A 21,500-nucleotide genomic window follows, 5' to 3' on the forward strand; every position below is an offset into this window, starting at 1 on the left:
TACTTAATTAATTAAGTCAAATATAATACATAAACATTAATAAGTCAATAAATGTAACCTAATTATTAACAAATAAACACTAACAATAAAACCCTCTCGTCACTCCCTTACCCCCTGCTTCCCTACATTGGCACAATAGTTGCTTTACGTTGGGTATGATCGATGGTCTATTTCTAACTGAGAATTATATACTGGCTAAGGGCGGTATGTATAAGGCATTAGAGGAAAATCAGGCGATTGCTAGTAATATCGCAAACTCTCTCACACCGGGCTACAAGCGTATACAGGTCAATAATTCGTTTGAAACAGAGCTTAATTCTCTAATATCCCAGGGCAAGGTGAAAGAGGCGAGTATGCTGCGCCCCATGACTGAGGTAGACCCGGATGCCCAGGCGCTTCGGGAGGATGGCAATACCGTATCGGTTGAAACAGAGTTGCTCAATTTGAATAAAACTCTTCTTCAACACGAATATTCCACGCTTTATTTAAGCAGCTCCTACAAACAACTCAGAGAAGCCATTTCAGGAAAATCACTATAACCACATATTTTAGCCATGGATTTAATACCCTCAATTGATGTAACCGCTAGCGCGCTCCAGGCCTCTAAATATGGCATGAATATCACAGCGGAGAATATTGCCAACCAATTCACCACGAGGGGTCCTGATGGCAAGGTTTATCGGGCCAAGGAGGTCTCCTTCGAATCTTTACTCATGTCAACAGCTGATGGCTCTATCAAAAATGGTGTCCAAGTGGGTGAGGTCACAGAGGATAAAACACCTGGTAACAAAATCTATAACCCAAACCACCCTCATGCGGATGAAAATGGCATGCTTGAAATGCCTAATGTCAATTTATCACAGGAAATGGTCAATTTGATCGAATTTAACAGAAACTACGAAGCGAATCTTGTGGTTGCGAAAACATCACGGGAAATGGCACGTTTAACGCTACGTATGGGCAAATAATAGGCGAGAAAGGATAACACAATGGACGTAGGATCACTACAGAGCTTAGCATCAGGTCTAAATACCTCAAAAATACAAGAAAATCTTTCCAAGTCCGGTATTGGGGGAGCTGGAAATAACGGCGGGGGCATTAACTTCGGTAATGACCTTTTCTCGGGAGAAAAAGACATTAATGGCATGGGTAACCAATTTGCCAGTGACCTCAGAAGCGCCATCGATAACTCGCTTAAGGGGGTAAATGATACCAAGAATATAGCATTCGAAAACAAGGCCGCTCCTATCTCTTTCGGGGGTTCAGGGAATGCTCCTACGTTTAGTAATGTGATGTCTGGTTTTGTAAATGAGGTTAACCAAAAATCATTCGATTCCACAATTGCCAATCGAAATGTCATGATGGGCAAAACGGATAATATCGTGCAGGCCAAAATACTTTCCGAGGAAGCCGGTGTTGCCTGGGATTTAATGCTGAATATTCGAAACAAAGTGATCGAAGCCTATCAGGAGCTCTTACGGGTCCAAGTTTAATTTTTAACGAACTATGAAAACTTATTTAATACAACTCCAATCGGTCTGGAAAGATTTTACCCTGGGGCAAAAGCTGTCCATCTTTCTTGCCGTTGGTATCGTCTTCGTGGGTATAGCGGGCATGGTCATCTGGTCAGGAAAGCAGCAAATGCAGCTCCTGTACGGAAAGTTGGATAACACAGATATGGCCGAGGTTGTCAAAACAATCGAGGAAAAGAGTATTAAGTATAAAATTGGCGCCGGTGGTAGTTCTATTTTTGTCCCTTCGGATCAGATTTATAAACTCAGAATGGATCTCGCCGTCAAGGGTGTCCCTAGCGGGGGAAGCGTGGGTTACGAAATTTTTGATAAACCTAATTTTGGCATCAGTGACTTCATTCAACGTACTAATTATTTACGAGCGATACAGGGCGAGCTCGGTCGTACTATTTCTCAGTTAAGGGGAATCCGTTCGGCAAGAGTCATGGTCACCGTTCCGGAAAACAAATTACTTGCGGAGCAGGCAAACACAAGAGCCACGGCTTCCGTTTTCGTGGAAACAGGGGGCTACTTATTACCGGAAGAATCAGTAAACTCGATTCGTTTCTTAGTCGCAAACTCAGTTGAGGGTCTTGATGTCAATAATGTCGCTGTGGTCGACAACAATGGTAACGTCCTTTCCGAACAGCTTAAAAATGATGGCAGTCTAAGTGTTGTCACCGGCCAACTGCGCTATCGTAAAACGTTGGAAGACTATTTTTCTAAAAAGGTTGAGACTATGCTAACAAAGGTTGTCGGCCCGGGCGGCGTTGTCGCAAAGGTATCTGTTTCATTGAATTCAGATGCCACAAAGATTACAGAGGAAAAATTTGACCCCGAGGGCCAAGTCGCCAGAACCCTTTCGACGACTGAAGATACGTCCACGAGCAGTGAAACTCAAACTAATGTAATCGCCGGCGCCACCGCAACACTCGCGGGAGAGAATACGGCATCTTCAACCGAGCCTGTTAACTCTTCTCAATCCGTTCGTAAAAATAAAACAACGGCTTACGAGATTAATAAATCAATTTATGAAACAGTAAAGGTTCCCGGCAGCATTAGTCACCTTTCTGCTTCAGTCTTTGTGGCCATGCGGGAAGAGATCGGCGGCAAAACAGGTGGGTTCAATCCTAAGCCTAGGACCGCTGAGGAAATCGAAGCGATGCGCCAAATCGTCATCAACACGCTTGGTATAACAGCAGAAAATGCTAAAAATGTGACCATTCAAGAGATGCCTTTTGTTCGTTCGGAGGTTCTTAAGGGCCCGGACCCAATGGGCATACCTGAGCCGGTTAGGCGTTGGGCTGAATTCTTACGCGGGTATGGCGCAATCGGGATTGCTATTCTCATGTTTGTTGTCTTTTTAAGAATGCTCAAGAAGCATAAGCCTCAAATGTCTACTTTGGAATTAATGGATGAAAGGCGTAGAACAGAAAATACGATCGCCAAATCAAAGGATAGTAACATGCGCCCTACCGCGGATCTCATCAATGACTTGATTCAGGAAAAACCTCAAAACGTCAGCGCCGCGTTGCAAAACTGGATAACCTCAACTCAAACCAAGTAGTTAACCATGGCCCACATCAATTACCAGGAAGTCAATTACGCCCAGTTATCCAAGATTCAAAAACTGTCTGTCTTCTTGATAGCCATTGGCCCAAAGGCCGCGGCTACCATGTTGCGCACGTTTGATGATAATAACGTGGAAACGCTTTGTCGTGAAATTTCCCATATCAATATTGTTGATCAAGAGCTCAAGGATCAGGTGCTTGAGGAGTTTGCCAGCATTCTGGGTCAATCCGTAGGGTCTGTTCTCGGGGGTACAAAATTCGCTCAAGAGGCTCTCGAAATGTCTCAGGGTGACCACAAGGCTTCCAATATTTTGGAAAGAATTTTGCCGGGTGGCAGTGTTTCAGACTTGATTCAGGACATGAGCTCCATGGAGCCTCGTCAAATTTATAATTTAATGGCAGAGGAACAAAGCCAAACAATCGCTTTTTTAATCTCTCACTTGGACACACAAAAAGCAGCCGAGGTTCTGGAATTATTACCGAAGGAGCATCGAGACAACGTCGCAGAATGCATTGGTACTATGGATAGCGCTCCTCTGGAAATGGTGGCAAAAATTGTTCAAGCACTCAAACCTCACATCGCAAGCGCGGAAAAATACACGGTTCACAAAAGCGGTGGTGTTCGTGTTGTTGCGGATGTTCTCAACTTTTTGGGCAAAGAGGTTTCGAAAAGTATTCTTTCAAAGCTGGAGGACAAAAATCCTTCTCTGGGTGCCGCTATCCGAAAGAAGATGTTCAGTTTCGACGATTTGGTACGTCTGGATCCTGTCGACTTGCAGCGCGTCACAAGAGAAATCGAGATGAGCGATTTGGTTCTCGCAATGAAATCTGCTCACATGTTACTGCAAGACGCTATTTTCAAATCCGTCTCCAAGCGTGCCGCAGAAAGCATCAAAGAGGAAATGGAAATGCTCGGCGCAGTTCGTCTCAAAGATGTGGATGCCGCTCAGGATCGTATCATACAGGTCTTAAGGCGTCTTGAAGAAGAGGGCGAAATAACACTCGATGATTCCGGAGGCAATGTCGTTGTATAAAAAAATAGTTCTTTCAGAGCCCATACGAAGCGTGAAATTCGTATCGCATGCGCTTCCGCCTGTACCGTTGAAGGTCGCGGAAAAACGGGCAGACGAAGCTTACCGCAGGGGTGTCTCTGAAACAACCGCGTCTCTCAACCAGCAGATCGCGGAAATGCATAACGATGTCAGCATCCTCCAGAACAAGGTGTTAAACGATATACAAAAACAATTCGCAACGGTCCTTAGCAATGTAAGCGGGCGTCTTCCTTTCCTTGTCATTGAAATGGTTCGCAGGGTATGGGGTGGCCTGGAACTGAAACCGGAGGAGGTAGAGGAAATCGTGCGCGAAGCACTGCACGAAATTTCACCCAATGCGGATAAAATCGAGGTAGCACTTAGCCCGGATGCGTTTGCCATCTTGGATAGGTTTTCCGCAAATTTAACGGATATGTATCCCAATCTCAATTTCAAGGAAGATCCCGCGCTAAAATGCGGTGACTGTTTAGTCGAAAGCAAATTTGGCAAGATTAATGCTACAATCAATAGAAAGCTCGAGCGAATTGAGCATGAAATGATTGGATAATGGATCTTAGTGTAGCAGATAACCTTAATTGGATTGAGAGCCGTATCAAAAACACCCAGCCGATTGAAAAAATTGGCCGTGTGGTACAGGTCACGGGCTTGATCATAGAGTCCGAGGGCCCGGAGGTCTCCATAGGCGATGTTGTCGAAATCTACTCACATAGAAAAGCACTTGAAGGCACTGCGGAGGTAGTCGGCTTCCGGCATAACCATGTCTTACTCATGCCGCTTACCGAATTACATGATATACATTCGGGCTGTACCGTGGTCTCTTGGGCGCAAAGCAGAAACGTACCGGTTGGACCCTCCCTGATTGGAAGAATATTAGATGGCTTGGGTAATCCCATCGATGGCAAGGGTAAGCTCATGTCCGAATGGTCTAGCGCGGGTTTGCGTCAAAAACCGTTAAACCCGATGGCACGGCAAAAAATCCATGATCCTTTTCAAACCGGTATCAAGTCTATCGATACATTCACTCCGCTGGGCGAGGGCCAACGCGTGGGTATTTTCGCAGGCAGTGGTGTGGGTAAATCCACTCTCCTTGGTATGATCTCCAGGGGCTCTAAGGCAGATATAAACGTAATCGCGCTCGTTGGAGAACGGGGTCGTGAGTTAAGAGAATTTATTGATAACGATTTGGGCGAGGAGGGTCTTGCCCGATCCGTTGTCATCGTATCCACATCGGATCAACCTGCTCCGCTCAGAATAAGGGCTGCCATGCTCGCTACTCGTATCGCGGAATATTTCAGAGATCAGGATAAAAAAGTTCTTTTTTTAATGGACTCCGTTACTCGTCTCGCAATGGCTCAAAGAGAAATTGGCCTTGCCGTTGGTGAGCCGCCTGCAACGCGTGGCTACACGCCTTCTGTCTTTTCTTTATTACCTAAATTGCTTGAGCGTTCGGGTATGGGTGAAAGGGGTTCTATTACTGCTTTATATACGATCTTGGTTGAGGGGGATGACATGAATGAGCCGATCGCGGATGCCGTTCGGGGTATTCTGGACGGGCACATCGTTCTCAGTCGCGCGCTAGCCGCCGCAAACCACTTTCCCGCAGTAGATGTACTGGAAAGTATCAGTCGTCTTACTCGCGCGGTTTGTTCGCCACAGGAGTTAGCTATCATTTCCAAAGCACGGGATCTCTTATCTACCTATAATAAGCATGAAGACTTAATCACCATTGGTGCCTATGAAAGGGGCAGTAATAAAAAGCTGGATGAGGCTATTAATAAACACGACTCCATCACTCAATTTTTACAACAACCGATCGAAGAGCTCGCGCAACGGCAAAGCAGTTTCGAGCAGTTGCTAAAATCCATATCATGAAAAAATTTAAATTCAGGCTCCACTCCGTCTTAACGCTCCGGGAATTCCATGCCCAAAAGGCATTTGCAAAGTATCAGCGTTTTTTACAAAAGCGCCAGCGGCTTCAGGAAATCAAGCGCAACTTGCAAATCGCTCTTCAGGGGCAAATTAATAATCTGGAAAAGGGCGAGACAGAACGCTTCTACGCCTTTTATGAAAAGAACTTTTCGCTGATTATCCAGGATACCATCGCCCAAATCAGTAACATTAATCAAACAATCTCTAATGCGCAGGATGAGGAGAAAAAAGCTTTTCAGTACTTCCTTAAACTAAAGCAAAAGGTGGACACGCTTTTAAAACTAAAGGAAAACCAATTACAAAAACATACCGCCCTCGAAGCAAAAAAGGAAGAACGTGAAATCGAGGATATCATCAACTCTAGACACGCTTATAACTCATGAAAATACTGAATTCATACTGGGTCCTGGGGTCAATCGCTCTGGCTATCGCTTTTACAACAAGTGAAACCATGTTGTACATGTTCGCGGTAAACATTCCGCCCATAAGGGACAGTCAATTAGCAAACCCGGGCGATGCAACTACGTTTTGGAGTTTTCGCTCCAGTGAAATTGAAAAGTTGGTTTCTAGTCTAAATGGCGAGCGTACAGAAATAGCGGAACGTGAGCAAAGTATTCGTGAAATGGAGGAGCGGCTAAAATCCGAAAAGCAGGAGCTCACCGAGCTCAGGCAGAATATCGTCACTTTCAGAAATGAGCTTTCAAGTGATATTGTCGAAATAGAGGCGAGTGAAGAAAAAAACCTAAAGGAACTTGCCCAAACTTACTCAACGTTAAAGCCGGATTCCGCCGTGCAGGTGTTTAAGGAAATGGATGATGTTTTCGTGGTAAAAATTTTATCTTACATGAGCTCGGATGTCATCGGAGCTATCTTTTCAAACATGACTGCTAAGGGCGACTCCAAGCGTGTCGCTAATCTCACCAAATTAATGCGCCTCAAACAAAAAACCCGTTAAAACCATTATGAATCAAGAATCTTTAATCAAGATCAAGTTAATCGAGCCTTCCACGTCCACCGATTTTTTTAATAAGGAGAGTCTGAAGGATTTTCGTGAATTTAAAAATGATCTCACAGGTGGCAAAACGTTTGAGGATCGTTTAAATGATTTTGCAAAAAATGATAGAATACTTCAGAAAACGCCCGCGGAGGCAAAATCAAAGCCTAAGGAGATTGAGGATAAAAAAGAGGATAAGGCGGATGCGCCAAAATCGAATGAACCTGAGCAAGCTGTAATCAAAAAGAAGCCTCTACAAAGCATCGTGCTTAAGAAGTCTGATGCCGCTCTTCTTTCAGGATCATCCGAAAAGCAAATTAAGGAAGCGTCTGCACTCAACAAGAACCCTCAAGAAGCCGTCACGAACAGTAAGATTCAACACATTTTAGGTAACGCCCCACAGGCTTTAATGAAAAAAATTGAGCTAGCTAAAAATAATAACCCGGTAACAACAAACGAAAAATTGCTCGAAAATAGTAAGGCGTTTGGAAGAATTGATCTGCCAAACAAAATCGCGCATAAGCTCAAAAAACTCACCGAAAAGCATGCAAAGGTCCAGGAACAAACTAAGCCAGATGGCAAAGTAGCCAGCAAGGAGGCTTCTATCCCATCAGCCAAGGCCGATAGAGGGGTCGAAAAGCTAATCGCTAACGCTCAGCATAAGGCACCAGCAGCCTCAACCGAAAAACAACCGACCACTCCTCTAGTAAACAGGGAAGTAAAGACGGATGCTTCCAACATTTCATCCGATACCAAGCAACCGGCTTCGAATCGCGCATCACTCGTAAAACAGGAGCATGCCAAAGCAAAGGAAGCCAATACAAATATAGATAATCAGCTGGCTAGCCAAAATGCTCTGGTCGCAAATAATACCCTTCTTGCTGACAACTCAAAGTCTATTGCACGGGAGGTTAAGTCAAATAAACCAAATGTACAGGAGTTTGAAAAAGCGCTTTCTAACAATTCGTTAAACGCACACGAAAATACGTTAACTCCTAAAAGCATCGCAAAGAACAGGTCGGAAAAACCGGCTGCTCCTCAACTAAGGGTAAACGATGAGGTACAGCTCAAGGGTTTTTTAACCGAAAGATCCCAAGCAGAGCGTTCTACTTCCAATTTCATAAAAACGGAATTCACGTTAGAGAAGTCGCTGGAAGCTAATTTACGCAATCTCACACAAAAATGGACCTCAAACTTAGAAAATGTTCACCCTGGCACGGATCATGCTCAAAGTAAGGATAAATTACACCTTCGAAACGGATTCGTTGCACACATGTCTCACACACCTACAGAAACAAATACTCCCAGAAGCTCACTCGTGGATTCTTCTAGTTTGCTGGCAGATTTAAAACATAATTCTCAACAATCACACATGAACATGGGCTCAGATGCACGGCAAAATAATAAAGAGCAGTCTCGTGAAAAAATGCAGGAGGATTATATCAAAAATGCTCTTATTTTAAACAGTGTCGGCAAAGCAAAAACAAGCCAGGCGATCCAACAAATTTTTGAACCCAAATCAATCGCAAATACCCAACAGGCTGAAATCATCCCGGCAATCATGCAACAGATCGATCGTTTAAGAAAATCAGATAAGGGTTGGATGCGGGTCTCACTAGCCATGCCTGAGGGAGAAGAGATCTCTTTACATTTAAAACTAACTAACAACAACGTTTCAATACGTTTCCAATCTAATGACTCCAACCTCAAGAATTCCATCCTTAATGGTTGGTCAGAGCTTGCTAAGGCTTCTAGCGAACGGGGCATTCAATTAAGTACCCCTGAATTCGTTGCAAATGACTTTGAGTCTTCAGTAAATCCCCTCACCAATCGCAAGGTCTATCACCAGGCTTAATTAAAAAAACTCACTATTATGGCAGACGTATCAGCTATCCCTTCCGCAAACACAATCACAGGTAGTCTTCAAGACCCTTCTTTCCTCGCTAACAGGGATATTAAAAAATCCCTGAGTCAAGCAGACTTCATCAAACTTTTAACCGTTCAGCTCAGTAACCAAAACCCCATGGAACCGGTAAATAACCAGGAATTCATCGCCCAAATGGCTACGTTTAGTAACCTCGAGCAAACCAGCTCTATGCGCGATACCATGAAGGCTTTCTCTTACTTCGGTAAAGAGGTTACATTGAAGGATAAGGTGGATTCGGTTACCGGCACGGTCTCTCCTGGAATAACCGGCATGGTAACGGGGGTCAAAGAATCCGGTGGCAGCATGAAGATCTCAATTGATGGTCAAGGCCTATTCACCCTCGACCAGGTCCAGGACGTACGCCTACCCGTATCGTCCACATCGGTAGCAAAAACAACTACCCCTTCGACTACCCCTACTGCTACTACAACCACACCTACCAATACAACAGATACCGCTTCAACAAGTGATACCGCTACCGAAACAACAACGGAAACAACTGCGACCGGTTAGACTCGTCTCACAATTTACTTTTAAAAACCACCAATAAGGCAAAACAACTAACCAGGGGATAAGGATGAACGCACGCAAAAAAACAACAAAAAAAACGACCACGGGGAAAAATAAAAAAACTCAAGCAACTCATGAACCGGAAATTCTATTATTCGACTTGTTTGATCCAGGATACGCTATCTTTGAGCTCGATGGCGATGTCATCTGCTACAAAGCGGGTAGCGATATCATTATCCACCTCGATGGCGATGAAGATTTTGAAGACGGAACCCAACTCCTTCTCGAACTCGAGGAGGATAACGATAACAACCCTAGCTTAAATTAAGCTCTTTTTAACAACAACACAACGAAAGGCACGAGATGGCTCTCAGTAATCTATTACAAAGTGGTGTAAGCACAATCGATGCGGCATCCAAACGCGTGGAGGCTACCGGTAACGACATCGCAAATGTCGAAACCGTAGGCTACAAACGCACCATGGTTCTAACCGCAGACACGTTCAGTAACACGCTTAACGCCGCGGCCCCTTCACCGGGCGGTAATAAGCCCGGCTCCAATTCACCGTCTAACCAAATCGGCTTGGGTGTGCAAATTCAGGGTGTCGTGAACGACTTCTCTCAAGGCCCTATTGAAAAAACAGGGGTTCGTTCTCACTTGGCTATCGAGGGGGGCGGTTTCTTTAAGGTAAAGGATAGTATCAACTCCGTAGACTACATCTCTAGAGCCGGTACTTTTCGTGAGGATGATAGAGGTTACCTCGTCACCCAACAACAGGGTTTCCGTCTCCAGGGTGCGGTAAATGATCCCGCTTTCTACCCCACTTATAACGTCTCAGAGGTAAGTGGTCAGCTTGTTTTCACCAAGGTCACCCCTTCCGGAACGCCTTCAGCACCTACTATTGGCGACCTTAATGTGGACTATAACCTCGCTGTTGGTAGTGGTATTAATAAGGTTGGTACATTTTCAACCTTTGCCGATGGTGATATCAACCGAGCTGCCCCCACGTTTACGGGTTACAGTATCAATAATGCCGGCGATGTTGTCATGCAGCTCAGTAATAATGATTCTTTCACCAAGGGGTCCATTCTGCTCGTTCAGGTCAGCGATGAACAAGCGCTCACCAAGCAGGGGGACAACTTGTACTCCGGTCTTGCCGCAGCCGGGGCTTCACCGTTTGATGTTAACTTAAGCCGGGCTAATTCCGGTAAATTAGGTATCATCAGGCAGTACAGTCTGGAAAGCTCTAACGTTAATTTAACAGAATCTTTCTCTAAATTAATCGTAGACCAAAGATATTACCAAGCAGGGGCTACTTTAGTAAGAACTGCAGACCAAATATTACAAGAGCTTGTAAATCTCAAACGATAATGTCATGATCCATCATTATGGCTGATGAAGATAAAATAGAAGATTTGCCCAACGATAAACAATCCCAGGGGGGAGCCTCGCAGAACCCCTGGGTGCCTTTGATCGTTCTCATTGTCCTCGTGCCTTTGGTGTCCATCTTAACAACAAAGTTCATCACGATCCCCACAATCCAGAAGCATTTAAAAACAACGGAGTCTACCCAGTCCGCCGGCCACGAGGGTCAGGAAATTCCGGTAGGTCCTCCTCAGAAATATAAATTTGATAACATCGTAGCAAACATATCCGGTACACTCCAGGCTCGTTACGTTAAGGTCAGTTTTACCGTGGAGGGTAGAGCCGCCAATTTCAAGGATGTCATCGAGTCCAATAAGGCTAAATTGATCGATGCCACCATCACCCTCCTCTCTTCTTTAACGCTTACTGACCTCGAAGAGCCTGGCATCCAAAATAAAATTCGTAGCAATCTCTTAAGCGTCTTCGAAACAAAATTAAACCAAGAACTCATTCAGAATCTCTACTTCTCTGAATTCGTTGTTCAATAAACGCTACCCACTAATCTCTACCCCACACACATTATGAGCGCGGAAGATTCTGGAGATGATTTTTCAGAAATCCTTAATCAATCCGATATTGATCGTCTCATGGAGGATGCCCAAGGCACCCCCAGTGGTATCGTTTACAATCTCGAGGGTGAAAAATTCGGTTCCGATGAGAAAATTAACATCGAGGCCTACGACTTTCGTAATCCCGTTTTCTTAACCGAAACAGAGCTCCGGCAAATCCGTATTCGGCACGAAAAATTCGTCCACTACTTATCCGCTCGTCTCTCTATGTTTCTTCGCTTGGATACCCAGCTAAAAATGTCCAAGCTTTACACCACCACTTACCAAAAGTTTACAGAAGCCATCCCAAACCCCACGTTCATCAGCCTTTTCCAAATCGATAAACTCGAGGGAATCGGCGTTATGGATGTGAACCCGCGTTTGGCCATGACGTTCATAAACCGCATGCTCGGTGGCAGGGGCCACTCTATTAAGGATGAACGCTACCTCACCGAAATCGAAATCACCCTCATGGAGGATGTTATTTATATCATCCTTTTCGAATGGTGCCGCCAGTGGACAGAGTATACGGGCATGGAGCCCATTATCGCGGGTCAGGAAAATAGTGGTCGTTTCCTTAACACTGCTTCCCCGGACGCCATAGTACTCATCCTCGATATCGAAGTCTCCCTGGGCGATTGCTCCGAAACCATGCAGCTGTGCTTCCCTTACTTTATGATCGAGCCGATCATAAAAACAATGCACGCCAATAGTCTCAAATTTAACCAGGGTAAACAGGCGGACAAAACTAAGCCCGCGTGGACAAAAAGCTACGACAACATCACCGTACCTGTCTCCGCCGAATGGGAGCCTTTCGAAATCCAAGTGCGTGATCTCTTAAACCTCAGGCCGGGTGACATCCTTGAAATGCCGGAAAACGCTTTACGCAATACCCGTATCCGTCTCATGAATACCGTCTGTTTCATCGGCGAGGCCGGTATAGACTCGGATCATAATGCCGTTAAAATAACTCGTAAACATATAGGGGAAAAATAAATTATGGAAACACCTACAATTGATACCAAAAATCTCGAAATCGTTTTAGATGTAAGGGTAAAAGCAACCGTACAACTCGGCTCTTGCGAACTGCCTATGCGAGAAATTGTTGAGCTTTGTCCCGGTGCCGTCATTCAGTTACGCCAAAAAACAAAAGACCCAGTAGGCCTCTATGTTAACCAAAAGCTTGTTGCCTATGGTGAGGTTGTTGTGGTAGAAGATAACTTTGGCATTAAAATAACTGAATTAGTCGGAGACAGTACCAAGTGAAATGTATATCGTTACTCGCAATCATAATCCTCACCCCGCTCCATCTCGCCGTTGGAGAATCAGTCGCTTCTAAGGACAATACTCTTCCCCAAGAGGTCATTGAACAAACTATAGTTGAGCAGGCACAAGGTGCCAAACCCGAAATAGTGGTTGATACTGCCGTTGTAACACCGCCGTCTTATTTCCCTTCACCGCAAAGCCCTCCTTCGTCCGCCGAAATGGTGAATACTTCCGGCCTCATCGGCCAGATTTTCCTCTACCTAGGGCTAATCGCTTTCATCGGCTTATTAGTTATCTATATCTCCCGAAAGAGCAGCTTTCCTTTTAGAAATAAAAAACAGGGTAGCAAGCTCATTATCTCGGAAACACGTGTTCTCGGCAATAAACAGTTTCTCGTTGTCGTCGAATATGGTCAAAAAAAATTCCTCCTCGGCGTCGGCCCTGGCATGATCAAAAATTTATCTATCCTAAGTTCCGAATTTGATGAGGATCTTTCCCAAAAAGAATCTTCAAGTTCGTCATAAAGTCGTACCTCTTTGAAACCTTTTAAATATACCCCTCTCCTCCTTACTTTAGGCTTCTTCTTCTTTTCGGCAGCGCTTACGCCTGCGTTCGCTCAAGCTGCCCCCGCTCAGCCCACATTCCGATTAGATATTAGCGGTCTCGATAGCCCGGGTGACCTCAGTGTCGCCATCCAATTGCTTTTCTTCATGACGTTGCTCACCCTGGCACCGTCTATCATTATGTTGATGACAAGCTTCACGCGTATCGTCATCGTCCTGGGTTTCGTCCGTAACGCTCTCGGTGTCCAATCTGCCCCCGCAAACCAAATCATTATCGGGCTAGCGCTCTTTCTCACATTCTTCCTCATGGCTCCCATCTGGGAACGCGTCTACAGCGAGGCCGTTCAGCCTTATATGGATAAAAAGATAACGTCCACACAGGCTTTCGATAATGGCTCCGCCCACCTCAAGGGTTTCATGTTAAAGCAAACGCGAGAATCCGATATCGAATTCTTTCTCGGCCTGGCCAGTATGGGCTCAACCTTACCGTCAGACCTCCCCATGCGCGTTGTTATACCGGCTTTCATCATGAGTGAGCTTCGTACCGCTTTTCAAATGGGTTTTATGATATTTGTTCCTTTCCTTATCATAGACTTCCTCGTCGCGTCAACGCTCATGGCCATGGGTATGATGATGATGCCCCCCGCTATTATATCTTTGCCTTTTAAAATACTCCTATTCGTTCTCGTAGATGGTTGGTACCTTGTGGTACGTTCCCTCGTCGAAAGCTTCCGATTATGACCATTGAATCCTCAGTTGATATCTTGAGGACGCTTATCCTCACTTCCATAACCCTCATCGCCCCTCTCATGGCAACCGCCATCAGCGTAGGCGTGCTCATCAGCTTGCTACAATCCATTACAAGTATCCAGGAACAAACCCTAACATTTGTCCCTAAGCTACTAGCCGTCTGCTTCGTCCTCATCGCCTCCGCTCACTGGATGATCCGCACGCTCATGGAGTTTACCATCACTTTTATACAAAAACTCCCTGAAATGGCACGATGACTTTTCCCTTAACGGATATCATTATTGGTTTCTTCGTCCTCGGGCGTACCGCGGGCTTCCTGATGATGATTCCCTATTTTTCCGGAAAAATCATCCCGCTACCGGTTCGTTTCGCCCTAGCAATCACATTTGCAATCCTCATCTATCCCAAGATTAACGAAACCACCCCGATCCCTTCCCACGTCCTAGGGCTCTTCTTAATCTTCGCAAAGGAATTTCTCTTCGGCACACTCATGGGTTTTGGTGCCCGCATAGCCTTCTGGGTAGCAGAATTCGCCGGCTCCGTCATCTCCACGGAAATCGGCCTCTCCATGAGCTCGAACTTCGATCCCATCGCGCAAACCCGTTCAACTGTCATCAGCACCGCTCTGTTCTACATGACAGCGATCCTTTTCTTCATAACAGGTGTCCATTACCAAACGCTTCATAACTTTGTCATGAGCTATTACCACTTCCCTGTCCTCGGCGGTTTCCCCGCCTTCCGCGGGGTCGAAGGTCTCGTAAAGGCCACCAGTCTCATTTTCCTCGTTGGCGCCCAAGCGGCAGCCCCCGCCATCGCCCTCAACTTCGTCATCAACGTCACCTTCGCCATCATGGGCAAAGCCGTCCCCAAAATGAACGTCTTTATGGTGAGCTTTTCCGTAAGAATCCTAGCCGGCCTAACCCTCCTCTTCCTCACCGTTGGCCTAATAACCCAATACCTCTACAAAATCATCGATTTTACCCCACGGATAATTATCGATGTCATTACGTTTTAGATGTAAAGAAACAGGATCAGACTTAGAATTCAGGTTGGCATTTTTATTTAACGGTGCCTCCCGATCAGCCATTAAAATCACTCAAGTTCATCTTTTTCAAGCAACTTCCTACCACGCTCACTTTTGCTGAAAAAATCCAAAATTTTACCCTCGGTTGCTTCCATCAAAACATCAATAATGAGCTTATTTTCCAAAGTCTTTTTACTCATCAATCCATCCTTCACCGGAAACAGATGTACACGATCAATAGTTTCATTCATCAACAAAATAAACTCATCATCATCCTTAAAATTCTCAAGCACTATATTTAGTATGATCGGCAAATCCTTAACGCGCGGAACGCCATGGCTATCATCACAGGCTTCCATTACCGCCTTTTTTAGGTAATCTTTTTTGATCTCAAACGTTACATCGGCTAACGCTTTAATCATTTCTTTCGGTAAAATTTTTTGCAAACTGTCATACAAATCTCGATTACTATACTTCAGGTAATGTATCAACGGTAATTGGTAGGTCTTATGCGTCACGCATGAAAGCAGCTCTTTCAACATTGCCTCAGGTACTAATTTAATGATCTCCCCAATTTCTTTTTCATCACTTGCTAAGGTTAAAATTTTAAATAATGAATTCGCCAAAACCAGTCTATCCCTCTTGTACGCATCAGGATACTCATCTTTCGTTTTCGTGAACCCAAGTTTGCTAATATCTTCTAGGAAATATTTTGAGATTTCTTTTTCCATGTAGTCATAATGCTTGTCATCACTTCTTTTCATGGCATCTTCCAACTTATCAAAGTAATCTGAGCTCTTCTCCCAATAAACGCCTTCTTTCTCTAGTTGCTTAATCGCAGTCAGGGTCTCTAAACCAAGAGCTTGGTTAAAATAAATGCAATTACCCACTACTTGTCGTTTGTCTTTCAGTTGGCGCTCAAAAAGCAATGACATATCGGGCTCAACATCTTTCATGTTCTTAATCGTATTGTTAACTTGTTCTTTAAAGCGTATGCCACCCTTCATTTCTGTCACCGTAAATAGGTTTATTCCGGAATAGTTCTTGCCAACAAGCTCAGGCTTATCCGTCACATATCCTTTATCTTTTTTCTTTATATCTCCCAAATTTACGGCTAAGCGATTTCGCCCATTAAGATCCACCACCATGCGTACCCGCCGTCCTTCCAATTTGGATTTTTCTCCCTTGACTGCAATGTAAGACTGCAGGTGCCCGGATCCTTCCTTGTCAAACATCCTAACCTTTATCGGCTTGCCATCCTTATCTTGGGTAAAGGTTACCCAATCATGTCGAGCTTCCATAACCTTTATAAGATCTTTAACAATTTCACTGTCCTTATTGCGCTCGGCAAATAATGTTAAATACCCAATCAGTTCTTCCCTAACCAAACGCCCAAAGTATCCCTCAGATGCCTCACATATTAAGCCCAACAAATGTATCTTGAACATTCCGTATGCCACCTCAAACTTATCCTTGGGCATATTGTCTCTTATATCCGCAAGAGTTATTTCAGGAATGCTACACACAAGTTCGCCTATAAAACTTCCTGCACGGCATCCATGATACGTATCTAATATATTTGGTTCGCCATCGCGTAATACTTGTAGCACGAATGCTTTATTGCCGGACTCCGCCATACACGTAAACCAACTAGCAGCATAGCCCTCTTCTGTTTTTGCCGTGAAGTCAGATAAAGCTCCTTCTTTAAGAAGCTCCTTAAAAATGTCATAGTGCCCCAGCTTGCTGGCCATCAAAAATGGAGTGTAATCATTTTTATTCCTAAAATCGTCAACAAATATCCATTTCTTATTGTATGCTGCTATTATCTGTTTAACGCACCCCAAATCCCCTCCCTTAACTGCTGCCATTAACAAACTGTCTCCTGTTTCTTCTCCCACAAACTTAAGATCAAAGCCTTCTTGCCCCATATAGTATTTCAGTCGTTCCAAATCCCCTTCCTTTGCCGCAAAAAAAGCGCCCGCTGTATTCACAGAAACATTACTGTTAAATTCATAATTCCAACTTATCTTCTTTTTAAGTTCATCCACTTCGTTATCATGAGACTTATCCGTTGATAATGATTTTTCGTTACTTTTAACAGAGCGCCTGGTAACATCGCGATTACCGGAAGAATAATTTGTATTCATAGCAGAATATAGCATAATTTTTCCATACTTCAAGATATGGAGACCATTTTCAACAAATCCTCACGAAATACTGCTCATAATTTCACTACCCCATCCAATGTTTGTTTCAGGTGAAACAAACCGCCTCCATTATACCGAACAAATAGCTAAAAAATGAACAGAAAATAACCAAATAATTATCAATTAAAGATCAATTGGATATCATAAATACTCAATAAATAATCCAATAAACGCTACAAATAACAGGTTTTTGGCTCATCTCACATCGTTAGAATACCCTTGAACTATTCCACAAAATAAAAGATAATTTTGTTATATTTCCCCATGGATCCTAAAAAAATTAAAATCGGCCTACTAGGCTTTGGGACCGTTGGCCAAGGGGTCTGGAAGGTTCTTGAAGCCAAAAAAGCCAAGTTTTTAGAGCACTTTGGCCTCGAAATTGAGATCCAGCGTATATTTGTCCGCAACCCTCATAAAAAAAGAGAGATCGCTCCTCCAGCGCATTCCCTAACTATGAATGCCGATGACATCCTAAACGATCCCAATATAGACATAGTATGCGAGCTCATGGGTGGCGTAGAACTAGCTAAAGAGCTGACTCTAAAAGCATTAGTAAATAAAAAACCCATCATAACAGCCAACAAAGCCGTCATCTGTGAGCATGGAAAAGAGATCTTTCGTATCGCCAACGAACACGAAACCCCCATATTTTTCGAAGCTAGCGTCGCCGGAGGAATCCCTATAATAAAGGTTCTCAGGGAGGGATTGGCAGCAAACTCTTTTCCATCCATCTATGGAATCCTAAATGGCACGTCAAACTATATCCTAACCCGAATGGAGCGTGAGTCACTTTCGTTCGAGGAGACAATCGCCGATGCTCGCCTACTCGGCTACGTGGAGGCAGATGAAGCCTTAGATCTAGACGGCATTGATGCCGCCCACAAGACTGCTATCCTAGCCTACCTGGCTCATGGCAAGTGGATCTCGCCATCAGAAATGATCATAGATGGCATACGTAATATATCCCAGTTAGACATTAGGTTTGCCAGGGAATGCGGGTATAAAATAAAGCTATTAGCCAAGATTGAGGCCAATTTAAAAAAGAACCTAATATCGGCTTCTGTTTGCCCCACTTTTGTGCCGATTAACGAAAGCATAGCCTCTGTAGACGAGGTCTATAACGGCATAACGCTCATTGGCGACGTGGTCGGCAAGGTAATGCTAACCGGTCGTGGTGCCGGCATGAATCCCACTGCCAGCGCAGTCGTCAGCGACATCATAGATTGCGCCCGCCTACACTGCGCCCACAAAAACCCCTACGATGCCAGCCTAGGCAAGGAGAACAGTGATATAGCGCTCTGCCCCCCAGAGAACATCTTTGAAAAGTTTTACCTACGCCTATCCGTTGCTGACAAAACCGGAACCCTCGCAGAAATCTGCAAATCACTGTCCAATAACGACATAAGCGTAGCCACCATGAAGCAACTCACCGGCCCGGAAGAGGGCACAGCCACCCTACTCCTCACGCTCCATCAGGCCAGCGAGCAAAGCATGCAAACCGCCCTTCACCACCTAAAAGAGTTACCGATAGTACTGGACAATCCCTTTCTAGCTCGCATTATGAGTACTCATCATTAGAGTAAAGGTGTAGCGCGTGTCATGGCATTAATCATACAGAAATATGGGGGAACATCCGTAAAGGATATCGATCGCATTAAAGCAGTAGCAGAGCGGATTAAGGCTACTTATGATGCCGGAAATCAGGTCGTTGTCGTAGTCTCAGCTCGCGCCGGCGTGACAAACGAGCTCATTCAACGCGCCCGCCAAATCAATCCCCAAGCCAACAAGCGGGAAATGGACATGCTCCTGGCCGTTGGCGAACAGGAAACCATCGCTTTAATGGCTATTGCCTTGCATACGATTGACGTCCCTGCCGTCTCCCGGACAGGCGCTCAGGCTGGTATTATAACAGACCACGACCACACGTGCGCCCGCATCGTCAATATAGACGGCGGTGACCTGCTGGAACAGCTTTCGCAAAACAAAGTGGTCATCGTAGCCGGCTTCCAGGGCATGAGCCGCGAGGGCAACATAACCACACTGGGGCGTGGCGGCTCAGACTTGACTGCCATTGCCATAGGAGCGGTCGTAAAGGCCGATATTGTTCAGATTTTCACAGATGTAGATGGTGTTTATACCGCAGACCCCCGAATCGTCCCCGAAGCCACAAAAATAGAATGCATTTCCTATGAAGAGATGCTCGAGCTCGCTTCACAAGGGGCTAAGGTAATGCAGGCCCGCTCCGTTGAGTTTGCACAAAAGTATGACGTACCCTTTGAAGTCAGATCCAGCTACAATAATGAACCCGGAACAATCGTTAAGAAGGAGGCCCCCGTTATGGAAGAAGTACTCGTAAGAGGAACCGTGCTCGATGTCAATCAGGCAAAGATCACGGTAGACAAGTTACCCGACAAGCCTGGAACCGCTTCCATGATATTCGTCGCGCTGGGAAAAGCCAAAATCATGGTGGACATGATCATCCAAAACGTAGGCGAAGCTGGTGAAGCCAGCTTGACCTTCACTGTCAATCGTGATGAAGCACACACCGCTAAAAAGGTGGTTGCAGAGGCCTTAAGCACACTCGGCTGGGAAGGCACCGCACGGGATGGCGAAATTGCGATTATTTCCGTCATCGGCATCGGAATGCGCTCCCATGCTGGAGTTGCGGCAACTATGTTTGAGGCCCTGGCCAAAGGCGGCGTTAACATCAAAACGATCACCACGTCCGAAATTAAGATTTCCTGCGCAATCGACCCAATAGATGCCCAAAAGGCCTTAAAAGTGGTTCATAAAGCCTTTAGGCTAGACGAACCTGAAAGCATCCGCATGCAAAAAATTTGTGAAAAATAATCATTCATGAGATATATCAGCACACGGGGCCAATGCCCTTCCCTCTCCTTTACAGAAGCAGTAGAAACCGGCCTTGCGCCTGATGGAGGCCTTTATCTACCCGAAACTCTTCCCAACATAGAGGAGCACTTAAAGGATTGGACAGGTCTAACCTACCCCGAGCTGTGCTACGAATTCTTAAAGCTCTTCGCAGATGATATCGCTCCCGCTCACCTGAAAGAGATTATTGATGCTTCCTACACAAAATTCTACCACCCAGAGATTGCCCCCCTGCTGCAACTAGAAGAGCGCCTATATGTCCTTGAGCTCTTTCACGGCCCTACTCTGGCCTTTAAGGATTTCGCTCTACAATTACTAGGAAATCTTTACGAAGCGCAAATACAGCGCACAGAAAGACCCATTAATATCCTTGGCGCAACTTCGGGCGATACGGGTTCTGCGGCGATACACGGCCTTTTAGGCAAAAAGGGTGTAAATACCTTCATATTGTACCCGGAAGGCCGAATTTCCCCCCTTCAAGAGCGCCAAATGACATGTACAGGAGCTCACAATGTCTTCCCGATTGCTATTAAGGGAACATTTGATGATGCCCAAGCTATTATAAAAGAGCTTTTCAATGACCTGGAATTTCGCAAAGAGCACCATTTAAGCGCTATCAATTCCATTAACCTGGCTAGAATACTCGCTCAATGCGTTTATTATATTTATGCCTGGCTGAAAATACCGGCAAAACGCCAAAATAAAGTACAATTCATTGTCCCTACAGGCAACTTCGGTAACGTCTTTGCGGGCTGGCTGGTACGCAAAATGGGTGTCCCCATCGCTTCCATAAAGGTGGCCACAAACCAAAATGACATCCTTTACCGCCTCTTTAAATCCGGTCTCTACGAAGCCAAAGTCGTCAACCCGAGTGTCGCACCTTCAATGGACATCCAGGCCGCTTCTAACTTCGAGCGTTTCCTGTATTACAGGGTAGGCGAAGATTCCGCTAAGGTGCGTGAGATTATGGCCACCATTAAAGAAACGGGTAAATACACGTTTACGGACTTTGATCCCGATATCCTAAAAGCTTCCCGTGCGGTTGATGACGAGATCACCGAAATCATTCGCTACATTCACAACGCCTACAACTATTGCCCTGACCCGCATACAGCCTGTGCTTTCAAGGAACTAGACACTCAATTTACAAAAATCGTTCTCGCAACAGCTCACCCCGCCAAATTCCCGAAAACAATTGAAAGCGCCATCAATATTACCCCGAAATCGGATATTTTGGAACACCTCAAATCCGCCGAGCCCAGAAAGCAAATTATTGACGCAGCTGCCGATAAAGTACGTGCTCTCATTGAAATTGAAGGCGTTTTCAAGTAACT

General features: G+C 45.1%; 24 protein-coding genes. 23 read left to right on the forward strand and 1 reads right to left on the reverse strand.

Features of this window, described 5'->3' with window-relative positions; translation table 11 throughout:
• Positions 1 to 155 precede the first annotated feature (155 nt).
• The 20 genes from AUJ82_06260 (at position 156) to AUJ82_06355 (ending at position 15,061) form a co-directional block, all read left to right on the forward strand.
• The gene (locus tag AUJ82_06260; protein ID OIO59368.1) at positions 156 to 539 is read left to right on the forward strand and encodes a hypothetical protein; all 384 of its coding nucleotides are present in this window, start codon (positions 156 to 158) and stop codon (positions 537 to 539) included.
• A 15-nt stretch (positions 540 to 554) separates the two neighbouring features.
• Positions 555 to 968 carry a flagellar basal body rod protein FlgC gene (locus AUJ82_06265; GenBank protein ID OIO59369.1) on the forward strand — a complete coding sequence of 138 codons (414 nt, stop codon included), beginning with the start codon at positions 555 to 557 and terminating at the stop codon, positions 966 to 968.
• A gap of 21 nt (positions 969 to 989) precedes the next feature.
• A complete protein-coding gene (locus AUJ82_06270; protein OIO59370.1) occupies positions 990 to 1,493 on the forward strand; it encodes a hypothetical protein in 504 nt (167 codons plus the stop codon).
• A 13-nt stretch (positions 1,494 to 1,506) separates the two neighbouring features.
• The gene (locus AUJ82_06275; protein OIO59371.1) at positions 1,507 to 3,078 is read left to right on the forward strand and encodes a flagellar M-ring protein FliF; all 1,572 of its coding nucleotides are present in this window, start codon (positions 1,507 to 1,509) and stop codon (positions 3,076 to 3,078) included.
• A 6-nt stretch (positions 3,079 to 3,084) separates the two neighbouring features.
• On the forward strand, positions 3,085 to 4,116 hold the full coding sequence (locus AUJ82_06280) for a flagellar motor switch protein FliG (protein ID OIO59372.1): 1,032 nt from the start codon (positions 3,085 to 3,087) through the stop codon (positions 4,114 to 4,116).
• Positions 4,088 to 4,681, forward strand: coding sequence for a hypothetical protein (locus tag AUJ82_06285; protein OIO59373.1), 594 nt, complete (start codon positions 4,088 to 4,090; stop codon positions 4,679 to 4,681). The genes AUJ82_06280 and AUJ82_06285 overlap by 29 nt, the downstream gene beginning before the upstream one ends.
• Positions 4,681 to 6,006: an EscN/YscN/HrcN family type III secretion system ATPase gene (locus tag AUJ82_06290; GenBank protein OIO59374.1), complete on the forward strand. Its 1,326-nt coding sequence runs from the start codon at positions 4,681 to 4,683 to the stop codon at positions 6,004 to 6,006. Before AUJ82_06285 ends, AUJ82_06290 begins: the two co-directional genes overlap by 1 nt.
• Entirely contained in the window at positions 6,003 to 6,446 is a 444-nt protein-coding gene (locus AUJ82_06295; protein ID OIO59375.1) for a hypothetical protein, read from the forward strand. Before AUJ82_06290 ends, AUJ82_06295 begins: the two co-directional genes overlap by 4 nt.
• Positions 6,443 to 7,018, forward strand: coding sequence for a hypothetical protein (locus tag AUJ82_06300; protein ID OIO59376.1), 576 nt, complete (start codon positions 6,443 to 6,445; stop codon positions 7,016 to 7,018). The genes AUJ82_06295 and AUJ82_06300 overlap by 4 nt, the downstream gene beginning before the upstream one ends.
• A gap of 7 nt (positions 7,019 to 7,025) precedes the next feature.
• Positions 7,026 to 8,912 (forward strand): hypothetical protein, encoded by a 1,887-nt coding sequence (locus AUJ82_06305; GenBank protein OIO59377.1) that lies wholly within the window; start codon positions 7,026 to 7,028, stop codon positions 8,910 to 8,912.
• An 18-nt stretch (positions 8,913 to 8,930) separates the two neighbouring features.
• On the forward strand, positions 8,931 to 9,497 hold the full coding sequence (locus AUJ82_06310; protein ID OIO59378.1) for a hypothetical protein: 567 nt from the start codon (positions 8,931 to 8,933) through the stop codon (positions 9,495 to 9,497).
• Between the two features lie 64 nt (positions 9,498 to 9,561).
• A complete protein-coding gene (locus AUJ82_06315) occupies positions 9,562 to 9,822 on the forward strand; it encodes a hypothetical protein (protein ID OIO59379.1) in 261 nt (86 codons plus the stop codon).
• 35 nt (positions 9,823 to 9,857) lie between these two features.
• Positions 9,858 to 10,865: a hypothetical protein gene (locus AUJ82_06320; protein ID OIO59380.1), complete on the forward strand. Its 1,008-nt coding sequence runs from the start codon at positions 9,858 to 9,860 to the stop codon at positions 10,863 to 10,865.
• Positions 10,866 to 10,882: 17 nt separating this feature from the next.
• The gene (locus tag AUJ82_06325) at positions 10,883 to 11,407 is read left to right on the forward strand and encodes a hypothetical protein (GenBank protein ID OIO59381.1); all 525 of its coding nucleotides are present in this window, start codon (positions 10,883 to 10,885) and stop codon (positions 11,405 to 11,407) included.
• Positions 11,408 to 11,440: 33 nt separating this feature from the next.
• Entirely contained in the window at positions 11,441 to 12,463 is a 1,023-nt protein-coding gene (locus AUJ82_06330) for a flagellar motor switch protein FliM (GenBank protein OIO59382.1), read from the forward strand.
• 3 nt (positions 12,464 to 12,466) lie between these two features.
• The gene (locus AUJ82_06335) at positions 12,467 to 12,733 is read left to right on the forward strand and encodes a flagellar motor switch protein FliN (protein ID OIO59383.1); all 267 of its coding nucleotides are present in this window, start codon (positions 12,467 to 12,469) and stop codon (positions 12,731 to 12,733) included.
• Positions 12,730 to 13,257 (forward strand): hypothetical protein, encoded by a 528-nt coding sequence (locus AUJ82_06340; protein ID OIO59384.1) that lies wholly within the window; start codon positions 12,730 to 12,732, stop codon positions 13,255 to 13,257. The genes AUJ82_06335 and AUJ82_06340 overlap by 4 nt, the downstream gene beginning before the upstream one ends.
• Positions 13,258 to 13,386: 129 nt before the next feature.
• On the forward strand, positions 13,387 to 14,037 hold the full coding sequence (locus AUJ82_06345; protein OIO59426.1) for a flagellar biosynthetic protein FliP: 651 nt from the start codon (positions 13,387 to 13,389) through the stop codon (positions 14,035 to 14,037).
• The gene (locus AUJ82_06350) at positions 14,034 to 14,303 is read left to right on the forward strand and encodes a flagellar biosynthetic protein FliQ (protein ID OIO59385.1); all 270 of its coding nucleotides are present in this window, start codon (positions 14,034 to 14,036) and stop codon (positions 14,301 to 14,303) included. The genes AUJ82_06345 and AUJ82_06350 overlap by 4 nt, the downstream gene beginning before the upstream one ends.
• The gene (locus AUJ82_06355; GenBank protein ID OIO59386.1) at positions 14,300 to 15,061 is read left to right on the forward strand and encodes a hypothetical protein; all 762 of its coding nucleotides are present in this window, start codon (positions 14,300 to 14,302) and stop codon (positions 15,059 to 15,061) included. The genes AUJ82_06350 and AUJ82_06355 overlap by 4 nt, the downstream gene beginning before the upstream one ends.
• A gap of 77 nt (positions 15,062 to 15,138) precedes the next feature.
• On the opposite strand, the gene AUJ82_06360 is transcribed toward AUJ82_06355, so the two are convergent.
• The gene (locus tag AUJ82_06360; GenBank protein OIO59387.1) at positions 15,139 to 17,217 is read right to left on the reverse strand and encodes a hypothetical protein; all 2,079 of its coding nucleotides are present in this window, start codon (positions 17,215 to 17,217) and stop codon (positions 15,139 to 15,141) included.
• Positions 17,218 to 17,541: 324 nt separating this feature from the next.
• Here AUJ82_06360 and AUJ82_06365 point away from each other — a divergent pair, with 324 nt between their 5' ends.
• Genes AUJ82_06365 through AUJ82_06375 form a run of 3 tightly spaced genes read left to right on the forward strand, consistent with a single transcriptional unit; the run spans position 17,542 to position 21,498 of the window.
• A complete protein-coding gene (locus AUJ82_06365; protein ID OIO59388.1) occupies positions 17,542 to 18,855 on the forward strand; it encodes a hypothetical protein in 1,314 nt (437 codons plus the stop codon).
• A gap of 21 nt (positions 18,856 to 18,876) precedes the next feature.
• On the forward strand, positions 18,877 to 20,127 hold the full coding sequence (locus AUJ82_06370; GenBank protein ID OIO59389.1) for an aspartate kinase: 1,251 nt from the start codon (positions 18,877 to 18,879) through the stop codon (positions 20,125 to 20,127).
• A 6-nt stretch (positions 20,128 to 20,133) separates the two neighbouring features.
• Positions 20,134 to 21,498: a threonine synthase gene (locus AUJ82_06375; protein OIO59390.1), complete on the forward strand. Its 1,365-nt coding sequence runs from the start codon at positions 20,134 to 20,136 to the stop codon at positions 21,496 to 21,498.
• Positions 21,499 to 21,500 lie beyond the last annotated feature (2 nt).

It is taken from the genome of Verrucomicrobia bacterium CG1_02_43_26 (assembly GCA_001872735.1).
Lineage (GTDB): Bacteria > Verrucomicrobiota > Verrucomicrobiia > Opitutales > CG1-02-43-26 > CG1-02-43-26.